We start from the raw sequence: 14,807 nt of genomic DNA, 5'->3' as shown, positions 1-14,807 counted from the left end.
CGGGGACTCTCGGCGAGCTCCCGGGTCGGACCCCCTCTAAACAACAGGTGTTGCCTAACGTGCGACGTAGGCTCGGATCGTCCCGATGGCGCGACGGCTCCCGGTCTCCTTCGTCACGAGGAACGCCCCATGAACGACCTGCTCGACCCGCTGCTGCTCTCCCGTTGGCAGTTCGGGCTCACCACGATCTACCACTTCCTGTTCGTGCCGCTCACCATCGGCATGGCCTTCACGGTCGCCGTGTTCCAGACGGCCTGGGTCCGCACGGGCCGCGTGCACTACCTCCAGCTCACGCGCTTCTTCGGCAAGATCTTCCTCATCAACTTCGCGATGGGCGTGGTCACCGGCATCGTGCAGGAGTTCCAGTTCGGCATGAACTGGTCCGACTACTCGCGCTTCGTCGGCGACGTCTTCGGGGCCCCGCTGGCGCTCGAGGGCCTCCTGGCGTTCTTCCTCGAGGCGACCTTCATCGGCGTCTGGATCTTCGGCTGGGGCAAGGTCCCCGAGAAGCTGCACCTCGCGAGCATCTGGGGCGCGACGGTGGGCAGCATCCTCTCGGCGTACTTCATCATCGCCGCGAACGCCTTCATGCAGAACCCGGTCGGCTTCGCCGTCAACGAGGAGAAGGGCCGCGCCGAGCTGACCAGCATCGTCGAGGTGCTGACCAACAAGGTCGCCCTGGCGGCGTTCCCGCACACCATCTTCGCCTGCTTCATGGTGTCGGCCGCCGTCATCATCAGCGTCGCGGCCTGGCACCTGCACCGGGGCCAGCACCTCGAGACCATGCGACCTGCGCTGAAGTTCGGCCTCTGGACCATGGTCGCGGCAGGGGGGCTCACGCTCCTCACCGGTGACCAGCTGAGCCTCGCCATGGTCGACACGCAGCCCATGAAGATGGCCGCCGCCGAGGCCATGTACCGCACCTCGACCGGTGCCGACGCCTCGTTCTCGGTGTTCACGCTCGGCACCCCGGACGGCGTGCGCGAGCTGTTCAGCATCCGGATCCCGTACCTCCTGTCGTTCCTGTCGACGCACACCTTCGACGGCACCGTGGAGGGCATCAACGACCTGCAGGCCCAGTACGAGACCCTCTACGGCCCCGGCGACTACACGCCGCTGATCTGGGTCACCTACTGGTCGTTCCGTTGGATGATGGGCCTCGGCATGCTCGCCATCGGCATCGCGGTGCTCGGCCTCTGGCTCACCCGCCGCGGCCGGACGCCCCAGAACCGCTGGGTCTGGCGTGCGGCCACCTGGAGCTTCCCGCTGCCGCTGCTGGCGATGATCGTCGGCTGGGTCTTCACCGAGATGGGGCGGCAGCCGTGGCTGGTCTTCGGGCTGCTGCGCACCGAGGACGGCGTCTCGCCGAGCACCACCGGGCTCGAGGTGCTGATCTCGCTCGTCGCCTTCACGGTCGTCTACGGCTCGCTCGCGGTGGTCGAGTTCCGCCTGATCGTCAGGGCGGCGCAGGCGGGCCCGGACGACGCCCCCGAGCCCGATCCCGAGTCCGGCACGATCCGACACGAAGCGACGGTGTACTGAGATGGACCTGCCCACCCTGTGGTTCGCGGTGATCGCGTTCTTCTTCGTCGGCTACTTCGTGCTCGACGGCTTCGACTTCGGCGTCGGCATGTCGCTGCCGTTCCTCGGCCGCGACGACACCGACCGCCGCGTGCTCATCAACACCATCGGCCCGGTCTGGGACCTCAACGAGACGTGGGTCATCGTGGCCGGGGCCGGGCTGTTCGCGGCGTTCCCCGAGTGGTACGCCACCATGTTCAGCGCCTTCTACCTGCCCCTGTTGCTGATCCTGCTGGCGCTGATCCTCCGCGGCGTCTCGTTCGAGTACCGGCACCAGCGCCCCGACCACGCGTGGAAGCGCCGCTTCGACCTCATGATCGTCGTCGGGTCGGCCGTGCCCGCCTTCCTCTGGGGCGTCGCCTTCGCCAACGTCGTGCGCGGCGTGCCGCTGGACGCGGACCACGACCACATCGGCGGGTTCCTCGACCTGCTCAGCCCGTACGCGCTCCTGGGCGGCGCGACGACCCTCCTGCTGTTCTTCACGCACGGCGTCGTCTTCGTCTCGCTCAAGACCGAGGGCGAGATCCGGGAGAGGGCCAGGAGGCTCGCGGTGCGGGCAGGGATCGTCACGATCGTGGTCGCCGCGGCCTTCCTCACGGCCACGTCCCTGGCGCACGGCTCGCCGCTGTCGACGCTGCTCTCCGTGCTCGCGGCCACGACCCTCGTGGCCTCGTTCGTCGCGAACCTCCGCGGCGCGGAGCTGCGGGCCTTCGGCCTCATGGCGGCGACCATCGGCATCGCGGTGGTGAGCCTCTTCGCCGCGCTGTTCCCGTTCGTCATGCCGGCGAGCAACGACCCCGCGAACTCCCTCACCATCGAGAACGCGGCGAGCGGCACCTACACGCTCACGATCATGAGCTGGGTCGCGCTGGTCTTCGTGCCGCTGATCCTGCTCTACCAGGGGTTCACGTACTGGATCTTCCGCAAGCGCGTCACGCGCGACGCGATCCCCGCCGGGCACTGAGGCAGGAGCCCCCGTGAAGCCGCTCGACCCGCGCCTCCTGCGCTACGCCGCCGCCGCCCGCGCCTTCCTGGTGGGCGGAGCGCTGCTGGGCCTCGTGCAGACCGCCTGCACCGTGGCCTTCGCCTGGTGGCTCACCGCCGCGGTCGTGGCGGTCGTCGAGGGGAGGGCGCCCGACGACCTCGCGCCGGCCCTCCTGGGCCTCGCCTGCACCGTCGCCGTGCGCGCGGTCGTGCTCTGGGCCCTGGACGCCGTGGCCGCCCGCTCGGCCGCGGCGGTGAAGAGCCAGCTCCGCGGGCGCGTGGTCGACGCGATCGCCCGTCGGGGCCACGCGTGGCTCGCCCGACAGCACTCGGCACGGCTCGCGACGCTCGTCGGCCCCGGCCTGGACGCCCTCGACGAGTACTTCGCGAAGTACCTGCCGCAGCTGCTGCTCACGGCGATCGCGACGCCCCTGATCGTCGTCGTGACGTTCGTCGTGGACCCGCTGTCGGCACTGGTCATCGTGCTCACGCTGCCGCTCGTGCCGGTCTTCATGGTCCTCATCGGCTGGAGCACGCAGGCGGCCCAGCATCGCCAGTGGGACCGCCTCACGGGCCTCGCGACGGCGTTCCTCGACGCGGTCGGCGGCCTGTCCACGCTCAAGGCCTTCGGGCGCGAGCGGCGCCAGGTGGCCCGCATCGGTGCGCTCACCGACGAGTACCGGGTCGAGACCGTGAAGGTGCTGCGGGTGTCCTTCCTCAGCGGCTTCGCGCTCGAGCTGGCGGCGTCGCTGTCGGTGGCGCTCGTGGCGGTGTCGATCGGCATCCGGCTCGTCGACGGCTCGCTCGGCCTCACGGCAGGGCTCTTCGTGCTGCTGCTCACGCCCGAGGCGTACCTGCCGCTGCGCCAGGTGGGCGCGAACTACCACGCGGCGGCCGACGGCGTCGCGGCCGCCGACGAGGTGTTCGCCGTCCTCGACGAGGACCGGCGGGGCGCCGACGTGGCGGCGTCCGCGGCCGCGTCCGCACCCGCAGCCGCGTCCGCACCCGCGTCCGCAGCCAAGTCCGCGTCCGCACCCGCGTCCGCAGCCAAGTCCGCGTCCGCACCGGCGTCCGCAGCCGCACCCGCACGCGCCGCCGGAGACGCCCTCGTCGTGCGGGGCGTCGCCGTGCGGCACGGCGACGTGCAGGCGCTCGAGCCCGTCGACCTCGTCGCCGAGGTCGGTGCGGTGACCGCCGTCGTGGGCGCGAGCGGCGTCGGCAAGTCCACCCTCGTGACGGCACTGCTCGGCCTCACCGGGCACGACGGGACGGTCGCCTGGCGCAGCACGGGCCTGCCTCCCCACCGTGACGAGACGGCGTGGGCCGGTCAGGAGCCGGCCTTGACCGCGGGCACCGTCGCCGAGGCGGTGGCGCTCGGCGACGACGTCGACCCCGCGCTCGTCGCGGCCTGCCTCGACACCGCGGGCGCGCGCGGCGTCGACCCCGCCGCCCCGCTCGGCCCGGGAGGCACGGGGCTGTCGGGCGGGCAGGCCCAGCGCGTGGCGCTCGCCCGTGCCCTGTACCGGCTCGAGCGACGCGGCTGCCGCTTCCTGCTCGTCGACGAGCCCACGAGCGCCCTCGACCCGGTGACCGAGGCCGAGCTGGTGGCCGGGCTGCGGAGGGTGGCCGCGCGAGGGGTCGCCGTCGTGGTGGTCACGCACCGTCCGGCCGTGCGCGCCGCCGCCGACGCGGTCGTCGCCCTCGAGCGTGGCGCCGCCGGGGCGGTGGCCCTGTGAACCGCAGCCTGCTGCGCACGGCCCAGCCGGGCCTCCGGCGCTCGTGGCCCGGTCTCGCGGCCGGCACGCTGAGCGCGCTCTGCGCCGTCGCGCTGCTCGCGTCCAGCGCGTTCCTCATCACGCGGGCCGCCGAGCAGCCGCCGATCCTCTTCCTGTCGATGGCGATCGTGGGCGTGCGCGCCTTCGCGCTGTTCCGGGCCGTGTTCCGCTACCTCGAACGGCTGGCCAGCCACGACGCGGCGTTCCGGCAACTGGCCGTCGTGCGCACCGAGCTGTACCGACGGCTGGCGCGCATCGCGCCGGCCGGCCTCGGGCGCACGGACCGCGGCGAGCTGCTCAGCCGGGTCGTCTCCGACGTCGACGCGTTGCAGGACCTCCCGCTGCGCGTGGTCCAGCCGCTCGTCGTCGCGGGGGTCACGGCGGTCACGGCCGTCGTCGGCGTCGCGGTCGTCTCGCCCGCGGCGGCCGGGGCGCTGCTGGCCTGCCTCGTCGTGGCCTCCGTCGTGGGATCGGTGCTGGCCGACCGCCTCGCCACCGCGTCCGAGCGACGCGGCGCCGAGGCCCGGGGCAGGCTCTCGACGGCGGTGCTCGACCTGGTGCAGCGGTTCGACGTGCTCGTCGCGTTCGACGCCCTGGACCGGCAGCTGGCCGAGGTCGCGCGCCTCGACCGCCTCGTGCGGCGCGAGCAGCTCCGCCGCGCCTCGACGAGCGGTCTCGTGACGGCCCTGCTGTCGCTGCTGTCGGGCGCCGCGGTGGTCGCCTCGGTGTCGGCGGCTGCGCCCTCGGTCGCCGCGGGAGAGCTGTCCGGGCCCGCGTTCGCGCTCGTGGCGCTCGTGCCGCTGGCCGTCTTCGAGGTCGTCGGCAGCGTGCCCGTGGCCGTGCTCGCCTGGCGGCGGGTGCGCGCGAGCGGCGACCGCGTCGACGCCGCGGTGCCCGAGGCCGTCCCCGAGGGCGTCGTCGACGAGTCCCTCGACGACCTCGACGCCGACCGCGCTGCCTCGAGGTCGGCCGACGTGCGCGCGGTGCAGGGCGTAGGAGGCGCACCCGGCTCCGGCACGGACGCGACGTCCGTCGACGCCCCGGCCCCGGCCTCCTACCCTGCCCCGGTCCCGGCCCCCGGCCCGCGGGGCGAGGCGCTCGTGGTGCCCGCCGCGGGGGCGCCGGTGTTCGAGCTGACCGGGCTCTCGGCACGGTGGCCGGGCCAGGGCGGCGACGCCCTCCGCGACGTCGACCTCGTCGTGCGCGCGGGGGACCGGATCGTCGTCGAGGGCCCGAGCGGCGGCGGCAAGAGCACGCTCGCGGCGGTGCTCGTGCGGTTCCTCGAGCACGGAGGCTCGTACCGCGTCTGCGGACGGTCCGCCCGCGACGTGCCGGGGGAGCGGGTGCGCGAGGTCGTGGGCCTGCTCGAGCAGGACCCGTGGCTCTTCGACGACGACGTGCGGCAGAACCTGCTGTTCGCGCGCGACACCGCGTCCGACGCCGAGCTGGAGGCCGTGCTCGACCGGGTCGGGCTCGGGCCGTGGCTGGCCGAGCGCGGCGGCCTCCGAGCGCGGATCGGGGAACGGGGTGCCCTCGTCTCGGGCGGTCAGGCGCAGCGGATCTCGCTCGCCCGGGCGCTGCTGCGGGGGTTCCCCGTGCTCGTGCTCGACGAGCCGACGGCGGGCGTCGACCCGGAGCAGGCGGCGCAGCTCGTCGACGACGTGCTCCGCACGGCGCGGCAGGACGGCCGGACCGTGCTGCTCGCCAGCCACGTGCCCGTCCCCGAGGAGCTCGTCACCCGACGCCTGCGCGTCGAGGACGGCCGAGTGCGGGAGCTGCCGACCCGGCCGTGACCGGCGGCGGGGCGACCGCCTGGCGCCGTGGCCTCGGGGCGTCGGCGCGGACGGCGGCGTCAGGGCGACCGCGTCGACGCGACCACGTCGGGGCGGTCACGTCGGGTCGCTGGGGCAGAGGGGCGGCGTCGGGGCCGCCGGGTCAGAGGGGCCGGCGCAGCGCGTCGAGCCGGGCGCGCCAGGAGCGCAGGCGGCCGGGCTGCTCGGCGAGGGCCGGACCGTCGACCCAGCGGGTCGCGATGCGAACCCCGTGCAGGGCACTGAGCGACCAGACCTCGAGCCCGTCGAGCTCGTCGGGTCGGCGCCGCTCGTGCAGCACGTCGACGCCCAGGGCGGCGGCCAGGGCGAGGACCGTCCGCAGCGTGACGCCGGGCAGCCGGGCGACGTCGGCGGGGGGCAGGCAGAGCGCATCGCCCTCCCACCAGACGAGGGAGCTCCAGGCGCCCTCGACGATCGTGCCGTCGGGGGCGAGCAGCACGGCCTCCTCGGCGCCCGAGGGAGCGACGGCCTCGCGGAGCGCGCCGAGCGCGGCCAGGTCGGGGCCCTTGACCAGCGGGGCGGTGCGCGGGTCCGTGGGGGCGGTCGCCAGGACGACGTCGCGGCGCCGCTCGGGCGCGGGGCGCAGGTGCAGCCGCAGGAGGAGGCCCGTGCCCTCGTCGGCCCGGTCGTGGCGGCGACCGTGGTCGTGGTCGTGGTCGTTCTCGCGGTCGTGGTCGTGCTCGTGGTCGGTGGGCACCCGTTCCACGAGCTCGACGCGCGGGAACCACGCCCCCTCGCGCGGGAGTGCGGCGACGACGGCCGACCAGAAGCCCGCCACCTCGGCGGTGAGGGCGGGCACGGCGTCCGCCACGGACCCGGCGAACCGGTCGCGGTGCACGTCGAGCGCCCGCACCAGCCCGTCGTCGACCAGCCACGAGTCGGCGACCAGCACGCTGCCCACAGCCCCGCCCTCGTCGGGCACCCACCCGTCGTCGGACCACCGGGACACCTTCGCGACGTTCACCCGCCCAGGCTAAGCGCCCCACCCCTCCTGCCCCCGCCGGCGCCCGCGCGCGCCCAGCCTGCCCCGGCCCGCCCCCCAACCTGCCCAGCCTGCCCCGGAGACCAGCCCCACTTCCGAAAAGGCGACAGGAGGGTGGTGCCCGGCCGGGCTTCCGGTCCTCCTGGCGGCGTGTCGTGGGTCGGATGTCGCGTTCGGCGGCGCAGCCGCGGCTGCACGCGCGTCGGCCGTCAGGAGGCGCGGCTCGGCCGCGCCCCGGACCTCCAGTTCCGACAAGGCGACAGGACGGTGGTGCCCGGCCGGACTTCGGGTTCTCCTGGCGGCGTGTTGCCCGCCCGCTGTCGCGTTCGGCGGCGCAGCCGCGGCTGCACGCACGCCGGCCGTCAGGAGGCGCGGCTCGGCCTCGCCCCGGACCTCCAGTTCCGACAAGGCGACAGGACGGTGGTGCCCGGCCGGACTTCGGGTCCTCCTGGCGGCGTGTCGCCCGGCCGCTGTCGCGTTCGGCAGCCCGGTGCCGCCGGACGGGTGCTCCGGCGCGGCCGGAAGGGCAGCCCGGCGCCGCCGGACGGGCGGCCCGGCCCGCCCTCCTAGACTCGTCGGGTGGTCCACGAACTGCTGCGGTCGGTGCTGCCCTGGCGCGATCCGGAGGCGGTGGTCGCCTCCGCCCTCGTGCCCTCCGACGTCGCCTGGCACGACGCCGGGGCCGGTGCGGCCACGGGCACCTCGACGGTGGGCTGGGGCCCCGCCCTCACGGGGTGCGCCGGCGACGGGACCCTCGAGGCGGCGTGGGCAGTCCTCCGGGCGGAGCTGCCCCCGCCGACGCCCGTGCCCGCAGGAGGCGCGCCCGATCCGACGGGGTGGGCGGGCTGGCTGGGCCACGGCACCGGCCGCTGGCTGCTCGGCCTCGACCCGCAGCACCTCCAGCACGGTGACGCGCAGCCCTCGCAGCAGCACCCGCAGCACGGCGATCCCCTGAACTCGCAGCACTCGCAGCACCCGCAGCACCCGCAGCACGGCGACCCCCTGAACTCGCAGCACTCGCAGCACTCGCAGCACGGCGACCCCCTGGACCCGCAGCACCCGCAGCACCCGCAGCACGGCGACCCCCACCAGCCCACGCCCGACCTCGCCCTGCTCCGGCTCGACCACGTGCTCACCTTCGACCACGCGACGGGTGTCGTCGAGGCGACGAGCGTCGGCGACCCCGCCTGGCACGACGACCTCGCGGCCGCCTGGCCCGACGTGCCCGTCGCCCTGCCCGAGCCCGCGCACGTCGAGGCCGGTTCGCGCGTCGCGCGGTGGGACGTCGACGGCGACGACTACCTCGACCTGGTGCGGCGCTGCCAGGCCGCGATCCGCGACGGCGAGGCGTACCAGTTGTGCCTCACGACGACCGTCACCGTCGAGGGGCCGACGGACGCGCTCGCGACGTACGCGCGACTCCGGCGGTCCTCGCCCGCACCGCACGCCTGGTTCGTGCGCGTCGGCGGCACGGCCCTGCTCTGTGCGTCGCCCGAGCGCGCGCTCGCCGTCGGCGCGGACGGCGTCGTCGCCTCGTCGCCCATCAAGGGGACCCGCCCGCGGTACGCCGAGCCCGAGCGCGACGCAGCCTCGGCCCGGGAGCTGCTCGCGAGCGAGAAGGAGCGCGCCGAGAACCTCATGATCGTCGACCTGGTCCGCAACGACCTCAGCCGGGTCTGCCGCCTGGGCACGGTCGCCGTCACCGAGCTGCTCGCGCTGCACTCGCACCCGCACGTGCACCAGCTGGTGAGCACCGTCCGCGGCGAGCTGCGGCCCGGGGCGACCGTGCTCGACGCCCTGGCGGCGTGCCTGCCCGCGGGCTCGATGACGGGGGCGCCGAAGCGCCGGGCCGTGCAGCTGCTCGACGCGTGGGAGCCCCGGCCGCGCGGCGCCTACGCGGGCGTCGTCGGCCGGATCGGCAGCGACGGCACCGCCGACCTCGCCATGGTGATCCGGTCGCTCGTCGTCGGTCAGGACCGCACCACCCTCGGCGTCGGGGGCGGGATCACGTCGTCGTCGGTGCCCGCCGACGAGATGCAGGAGGCGCGCCTCAAGGCCGCCGCGCCCCTCGCCGCGCTCGGTGCTCGCTGAGGGCGACCCGCGCCTCCAGCCGTCGTTCGCCGCGGCTGCCCCGACTCGCTACTGTGGTGCGGGGCCACGCCCGCACGACGTCGTGCCCGCGGGGCCTCGCCTGTCCGACCAGGAGCGATTGAGAGTCCCGTGGCCCACGAGCACGACACCACCGACGTCCGCTACGACGTCTCCCGCCTGCAGGAGAAGTGGCAGCGCATCTGGGAGGAGGCGAAGCCCTTCGCCGTCGACCCCGACGACACGCGGCCGCGCAAGTACATCCTCGACATGTTCCCCTACCCGTCGGGCGACCTGCACATGGGGCATGCCGAGCAGTACGCCCTCGGCGACATGGTGACGCGCTACTGGCGGCAGCAGGGCTTCAACGTGCTGCACCCGATCGGCTGGGACAGCTTCGGCCTGCCCGCCGAGAACGCGGCCATCAAGCGCGGGGTCGACCCGCGCGAGTGGACCTACGCCAACATCGAGCAGCAGAAGCAGAGCATGAAGCTCTACGCGCCCAGCTTCGACTGGGACCGCGTGCTGCACACCAGCGACCCCGAGTACTACAAGTGGAACCAGTGGCTGTTCCTCAAGATGTACGAGAAGGGCCTCGCCTACCGCAAGGACAGCTGGGTCAACTGGGACCCGGTCGACCAGACCGTGCTCGCGAACGAGCAGGTGCTCGCCGACGGCACGTCGGAGCGCTCGGGCGCCGTGGTCGTGAAGAAGAAGCTCACGCAGTGGTACTTCAAGATCACCGACTACGCGGACCGCCTCCTCGACGACCTCAACCAGCTCGAGGGCCACTGGCCGACCAAGGTGCTCAACATGCAGCGCAACTGGATCGGCCGGTCGGTGGGCGCCGAGGTGCACTTCGAGGTCGAGGGCCGCGACGAGCGCGTCACGGTCTTCACCACGCGGCCCGACACCCTCTGGGGCGCGACGTTCCTCGTCGTGGCGCCCGACTCCGACCTCGCCGCCGAGCTCGTGGCCGACGCCACCGACGACGTGCGCGCCGCGTTCGACGAGTACCTCGTGCAGGTGCAGAAGTCGACCGAGATCGAGCGCCAGTCGACCGACCGTCCGAAGACGGGCGTGCCCCTCGGCCGCGTCGCGGTGAACCCGGTCACGGGGTCGCCGATGCCGATCTGGGCCGCCGACTACGTCCTCGCCGACTACGGCCACGGGGCCGTCATGGCCGTGCCCGCGCACGACCAGCGCGACCTCGACTTCGCGCTCGCCTACGAGCTGCCGGTCCGCGTCGTCGTCGACACGAACGCTCCCGTGACGGGCGTGATCCCCAAGCTCGACCTCGACGAGCACGGCCAGGCGATCCTGCCCGATGACGTGCCAGTCCTCGACCCCGCGCGCACCGGCGTGGCGCTCACGGGTGAGGGCCGTCTCATGGACTCCGGGCCGCTCACCGGGCTCAGCAAGTCGAACGCCATCAAGCGCGTCGTCGAGCTGCTCGAGGCCTCCGGCAGCGGTCGCGCCGCCAAGACCTACCGGCTGCGCGACTGGCTCATCTCGCGCCAGCGCTTCTGGGGCACGCCGATCCCGATCGTGCACGGCGCCGACGGCGTCGAGGTGCCCGTGCCCGAGTCGGAGCTGCCCGTGCTGCTGCCGTCGACCGAGGGGCTCGACCTCAAGCCCAAGGGGTCGTCGCCGCTCGGCGCCGCGACCGACTGGGTCGAGGTGCCCGACCCGCGCGACGGTTCGCCGGCCCGCCGCGACGCAGACACGATGGACACCTTCGTCGACAGCTCGTGGTACTTCCTGCGGTTCCTCGACCCGAAGAACGCCGACGCCGCGTTCGACCCGAAGCTCGCGTCGAAGTGGGCACCCGTCGACCAGTACGTCGGCGGCGTCGAGCACGCGATCCTGCACCTGCTGTACGCCCGCTTCATCACGAAGGTGCTCTTCGACCTCGGCCACGTCGACTTCACCGAGCCCTTCACGGCGCTGCTCAACCAGGGCATGGTCCTGCAGGACGGCGCCAAGATGAGCAAGAGCAAGGGCAACGTCGTGAGCCTCTCGGAGGAGATCGACAAGCACGGCGTCGACGCGATCCGCCTCACCATGGCCTTCGCCGGGCCCCCCGAGGACGACATCGACTGGGCGGACGTCTCGCCCGGCGCGTCGGCGAAGTTCCTGGCGCGGGCGTTCCGCCTCGCCGAGGACGTCGCGAGCGCGCCCGGCGTCGACCTCCGCGACGGCGACCAGGCGTTGCGCCGGGTCACCCACCGGTTCCTCGCCGACGCCCCCGGGCTCAGCGAGGCGTTCAAGTACAACGTCGTCGTCGCGCGCCTCATGGAGCTCGTCAACGCGGTGCGCAAGGCCATCGACTCGGGCCCCGGCGCCGGCGACCCCGCCGTGCGCGAGGCCACTGAGACGGTCGCCCTCGGCTTGTCGCTCTTCGCGCCCTACACGTCGAGCGAGATGTGGGAGGTGCTCGGCCACGACGGCCTCGGCATCGCCACGGCCGGCTGGCGCAAGGCCGACCCGAACCTCCTGGTCGAGTCGAGCGTGACGGCCGTCGTGCAGGTCAACGGCAAGGTGCGCGATCGCCTCGAGGTCTCGCCCAAGATCGACGGCGACGAGTTGGAGGCCCTGGCGCGCGCATCGGCGGCCGTGCAGCGCGCGATCGGCGACGGCGAGATCGTCAAGGTCGTCGTCAAGGCGCCGCGCATGGTGAACATCGCGGTGAAGAAGACCGACTGACGGCGGCTGCTGCTGCTCCGTCGACGACGGCCGCTCCGGGTGCCCCGGGGCGGCCGTCGTCGCGTGCGGGGCGTGCTCGGGGACGGTTGCGTGCTCGGGTGTCGGTGGGGCGATCGTGAAGAGGCGCTGAGGGGCGGAGCACGCCCTCCGCGATCAGGAGGTGCCGGTCGTCCGATCGCCCGCGCGCCGATGCCGCTGGGCGGCACGCTGCTCGTCCTTGAGCATGCGGAGGGCGAGGCCGATGCTGACGCCCCCGGCGATGACGAGCAGGCCGCCGAGGACGTTCTCCGCAGGGGCCAGCGTCGCGCCGACCACCACCGCGAAGATCGAGAAGACCAAGAACCAGGCCGTCGTCAGCCTCACGTGACGGCCTTGTCGGTGTCGTCGGGGAGCGTCGTCGTGTCCATCCGTCGACTGTACGGACACTGCCTCGGGCCCGAAAGCCCCCGCGTCGCGCGCGGCACCATCCCTCCTCCCCAGTCGGTGGTGCCCGCAGCCGTCCCCTCCCGTCCTGACGCTCACCCGCCGTGCGAGGCCCGTCTGCGTAACGTGCCGCCCATGACCGTGACGTTCACGCGCGCCGACGACCCGGCGCGGCCGAAGGGGCCGCGCTGGCGGGTGGGCGTGGGCGCGGTGGTCGTGCTGCTGCTCGTGCTCGCCGCCGTCGCCGTGGCGGTCACGGCCTTCTCGTCGGGGAGCGGTTCGACCGAGCTGGTCGACGGCGACGCGTCCGGGTCGGGTGCGTCCTCGGGGTCGCCCTTCGGTGACGCGACGGCAGGAGGCTCGACCGCCGACCCCGGGTCGGGTGCCGGCCCGGTGTCGGGCTCGGTCTTCGTGCACGTGCTCGGCCAGGTGGTCACGCCGGGGCTCTACGAGGTGCCGGCGGGCTCACGGCTGGTCGACGTCGTCGCGGCCGCGGGCGGCTTCACCGCCGACGCGGACCAGGGCGGAGTGAACCTGGCGCGGACGGTCGCGGACGGCGAGCAGGTGCGCGTCCCCGCTGTGGGGGAGGAGCCTCCTGCCCCCGAGGGCGGCGGTGCCGGCGCAGGAGGCGCGGCCCTGGGCAGCGGCCCGGCTGACGGCCTCGTGCACCTCGGCACGGCGACGGCCGCCGATCTCGAGACGCTGCCCGGGGTGGGGCCGGCCACGAGCGCCGCGATCCTCGCCTGGCGGGACGAGCACGGGGGCTTCCGCACGGTCGACGACCTGCTCGAGGTGCCGGGCATCGGCGAGAAGACGCTCGAGAAGCTGCGGCCGCTGGTGGCGCCGTGAGCGGGGAGGGACGTGTCGGCCTCCTCGCGTCCGACCCGTTGAGGTGGGAGGGCGCGCTGGCTACCCTGGGGCGACCGGCCCGGGTCCGGGCCTGAAGGAGGGGGACGATGTCCGACACCATCCTGGCGGTCGCCGTGGCGGGGCTCGTCCTCGTCGCCTATGCCGCGCTCGTCGTCACCGCCGTCGTCCAGGTCGTGCGGAGCGCCGTCATCGCTCGCGCCTCGAAGCTCGCCTGGCTGGTCGCCCTCGTCGTCGTGCCCCTGCTCGGTGCCGTCGCCTGGTTCCTCGTCGGAGACAGGACCCCGCAGCTCGAGGCCGCGCTGAGCACCGCCGGGCGGTAGGGAGTCGGTCCAGCCCGTTCGCCGGAGCGCCGACAGCGGCGTGCGCACCACTCGGCCGGGCCGCGCTCCAAGAGGATGCCGCCCGCACTTAGCGCGTCGCCGTGAGGGGCTCGCCGGCGCGAGCACGGCGCGCCATCGGTGGGCGCCGGCCGCGGCGTCGGCGGTGATCGTGGGAGCCGCTGTCGCCGAGATCGTCCGACACCATCCGGACTGGGCGTGGTCGGGCGCGATCCTGGTCGCCGGTGTCCTCGTCGGGTCGCTGCCGACGGAAGCGGCAGCGCTCCGTGACCACCCGATGGCGGCTGGTACGGGACTCCTGACGCGCCTGTGGATCGTGCTGAGGGAACGTCGTCGTCTGCGGGAGCACGAGTGCGCGCCGGCGGACGCGGCGGACGAGGCCGCGCCGCACGCCTGATCGACCCTCCGCGAGGGGCCTCTGCGAGGATCGAGGCATGGACGAGCCCTTCGACATCGAGGAACGCTGGCCGAAGCTCTTCGAGGAGCTCGAGGCGAGGCAGCGTCGCGCCGTCGTGCAGTCGCTCGCCTCGTCGTGGCACGAGGGCTGGGTGCCCGATCGCGAGGACGTGGCCGACCTCGTGGCCGAGGCCACCGGCGAGATCGACGCTGAAGAGTACCGCCGGCGCACCGACGCCAAGGCGGAGCGCCTGCGCGGGACCGGCGGACGGCCGAGCGCCGCGGGCGCGAGCTCGAGCTAGGTCAGACGCGACAGGGGCACAGGCTGCAGCGTCAGCTGCAGCTGCACGACCCCTCGAGAGAGCGCTCCATGGAGCAGTCGGGGCAGACCTCGCCGTAGAGCTTCGCCGTCGAGGGGGAGCCGTCCGGGTAGCGGTGGCGGTTCTCGGGCAGGAGGACCGTCCACTCGCCGGGTCGCTCGATGGTGGGCCCGACGCTGCAGCCGGGGGCGGCGCGCCGGGCCTCGTCCTCGGAGACGAAGGCGCTGGCGTGGCCGTAGGTGATCCAGAGGTCGGGCCCGTCGCCCGAGCGCACGAGGCGCACGCCTCGCTGGCTGTCCTCGAAGAGGCAGCCGACGGGCACGGTCTCGACGATGCTCCGGTACGTGGGGACGTTCTCGTCGGGGGAGCCGCGGACGTCGATCGCCGCGTCGAGGGATGCGTACTCGCGGTCGGTCTTCCTCGCGCTGCTCCTTCGGGTCGTGCTGCGCAGCGCTCGGTACCGGCCGCTCTCGGCACCGTAGCGGGGTGCTCGAGCGAAAGAGAAGACCCCC

The 14,807-nt window shown here is 74.0% G+C and carries 13 protein-coding genes; 10 read left to right on the top strand and 3 right to left on the bottom strand.

From position 1 onward, the window contains the following. Nucleotides 1-129 precede the first annotated feature (129 nt). The 4 genes from ACYVHQ_RS04505 to ACYVHQ_RS04490 are packed head-to-tail and all read left to right on the top strand — an operon-like array spanning nt 130 to nt 6,133. A complete protein-coding gene (locus tag ACYVHQ_RS04505; protein ID WP_460510940.1) occupies nt 130-1,542 on the top strand; it encodes a cytochrome ubiquinol oxidase subunit I in 1,413 nt (470 codons plus the stop codon). Nucleotide 1,543: 1 nt separating this feature from the next. Then, nucleotides 1,544-2,545, top strand: a complete 1,002-nt coding sequence (gene cydB, locus ACYVHQ_RS04500; RefSeq protein WP_460510939.1) for a cytochrome d ubiquinol oxidase subunit II — start codon at nt 1,544-1,546, stop codon at nt 2,543-2,545. A 13-nt stretch (nt 2,546-2,558) separates the two neighbouring features. Next, complete coding sequence (gene cydD, locus ACYVHQ_RS04495) at nt 2,559-4,301, top strand: thiol reductant ABC exporter subunit CydD (RefSeq protein WP_460510938.1); 1,743 nt, start codon at nt 2,559-2,561, stop codon at nt 4,299-4,301. Next, the gene (locus tag ACYVHQ_RS04490) at nt 4,298-6,133 is read left to right on the top strand and encodes an amino acid ABC transporter ATP-binding/permease protein (protein ID WP_460510937.1); all 1,836 of its coding nucleotides are present in this window, start codon (nt 4,298-4,300) and stop codon (nt 6,131-6,133) included. Before cydD ends, ACYVHQ_RS04490 begins: the two co-directional genes overlap by 4 nt. Nucleotides 6,134-6,275: 142 nt before the next feature. Here the strand turns inward: ACYVHQ_RS04490 and ACYVHQ_RS04485 are convergent, their stop codons facing one another. Further along, nucleotides 6,276-7,136, bottom strand: coding sequence for an aminotransferase class IV (locus ACYVHQ_RS04485; RefSeq protein WP_460510936.1), 861 nt, complete (start codon nt 7,134-7,136; stop codon nt 6,276-6,278). Between the two features lie 597 nt (nt 7,137-7,733). On the opposite strand from ACYVHQ_RS04485, the gene ACYVHQ_RS04480 reads away from it, so the two are divergent. After that, complete coding sequence (locus ACYVHQ_RS04480) at nt 7,734-9,245, top strand: anthranilate synthase component I family protein (protein ID WP_460510935.1); 1,512 nt, start codon at nt 7,734-7,736, stop codon at nt 9,243-9,245. 129 nt (nt 9,246-9,374) lie between these two features. Next, on the top strand, nt 9,375-11,948 hold the full coding sequence (leuS, locus tag ACYVHQ_RS04475; RefSeq protein WP_460510934.1) for a leucine--tRNA ligase: 2,574 nt from the start codon (nt 9,375-9,377) through the stop codon (nt 11,946-11,948). A 153-nt stretch (nt 11,949-12,101) separates the two neighbouring features. On the opposite strand, the gene ACYVHQ_RS04470 is transcribed toward leuS, so the two are convergent. Then, nucleotides 12,102-12,311 carry a hypothetical protein gene (locus tag ACYVHQ_RS04470; RefSeq protein ID WP_460510933.1) on the bottom strand — a complete coding sequence of 70 codons (210 nt, stop codon included), beginning with the start codon at nt 12,309-12,311 and terminating at the stop codon, nt 12,102-12,104. Nucleotides 12,312-12,506: 195 nt separating this feature from the next. Here ACYVHQ_RS04470 and ACYVHQ_RS04465 point away from each other — a divergent pair, with 195 nt between their 5' ends. The 4 genes from ACYVHQ_RS04465 (at nt 12,507) to ACYVHQ_RS04450 (ending at nt 14,277) form a co-directional block, all read left to right on the top strand. Next, nucleotides 12,507-13,220: a helix-hairpin-helix domain-containing protein gene (locus ACYVHQ_RS04465; RefSeq protein ID WP_460510932.1), complete on the top strand. Its 714-nt coding sequence runs from the start codon at nt 12,507-12,509 to the stop codon at nt 13,218-13,220. 107 nt (nt 13,221-13,327) lie between these two features. Beyond that, nucleotides 13,328-13,561, top strand: a complete 234-nt coding sequence (locus tag ACYVHQ_RS04460) for a PLDc N-terminal domain-containing protein (RefSeq protein WP_460510931.1) — start codon at nt 13,328-13,330, stop codon at nt 13,559-13,561. Between the two features lie 163 nt (nt 13,562-13,724). Further along, a complete protein-coding gene (locus tag ACYVHQ_RS04455) occupies nt 13,725-13,976 on the top strand; it encodes a hypothetical protein (RefSeq protein ID WP_460510930.1) in 252 nt (83 codons plus the stop codon). A 37-nt stretch (nt 13,977-14,013) separates the two neighbouring features. Then, the gene (locus ACYVHQ_RS04450) at nt 14,014-14,277 is read left to right on the top strand and encodes an antitoxin VbhA family protein (RefSeq protein WP_460510929.1); all 264 of its coding nucleotides are present in this window, start codon (nt 14,014-14,016) and stop codon (nt 14,275-14,277) included. Nucleotides 14,278-14,308: 31 nt separating this feature from the next. Here ACYVHQ_RS04450 and ACYVHQ_RS04445 read toward each other — a convergent pair whose 3' ends face one another. Next, entirely contained in the window at nt 14,309-14,617 is a 309-nt protein-coding gene (locus ACYVHQ_RS04445; RefSeq protein ID WP_460510928.1) for a hypothetical protein, read from the bottom strand. Nucleotides 14,618-14,807 lie beyond the last annotated feature (190 nt).

The sequence above is a fragment of the Frigoribacterium salinisoli genome (genome assembly GCF_054781095.1).
This window is presented reverse-complemented; position numbering and strand designations above follow the sequence as displayed.

What these genes read in the sequence shown, in the direction of transcription:
- ACYVHQ_RS04505 (WP_460510940.1), top strand. Translation starts at nt 130, where the DNA reads ATGAACGACCTGCTCGACCCGCTGCTGCTCTCCCGTTGGCAGTTCGGG.
- cydB (WP_460510939.1), top strand. Translation starts at nt 1,544, where the DNA reads ATGGACCTGCCCACCCTGTGGTTCGCGGTGATCGCGTTCTTCTTCGTC.
- ACYVHQ_RS04465 (WP_460510932.1), top strand. Translation starts at nt 12,507, where the DNA reads ATGACCGTGACGTTCACGCGCGCCGACGACCCGGCGCGGCCGAAGGGG.
- ACYVHQ_RS04460 (WP_460510931.1), top strand. Translation starts at nt 13,328, where the DNA reads ATGTCCGACACCATCCTGGCGGTCGCCGTGGCGGGGCTCGTCCTCGTC.
- ACYVHQ_RS04450 (WP_460510929.1), top strand. Translation starts at nt 14,014, where the DNA reads ATGGACGAGCCCTTCGACATCGAGGAACGCTGGCCGAAGCTCTTCGAG.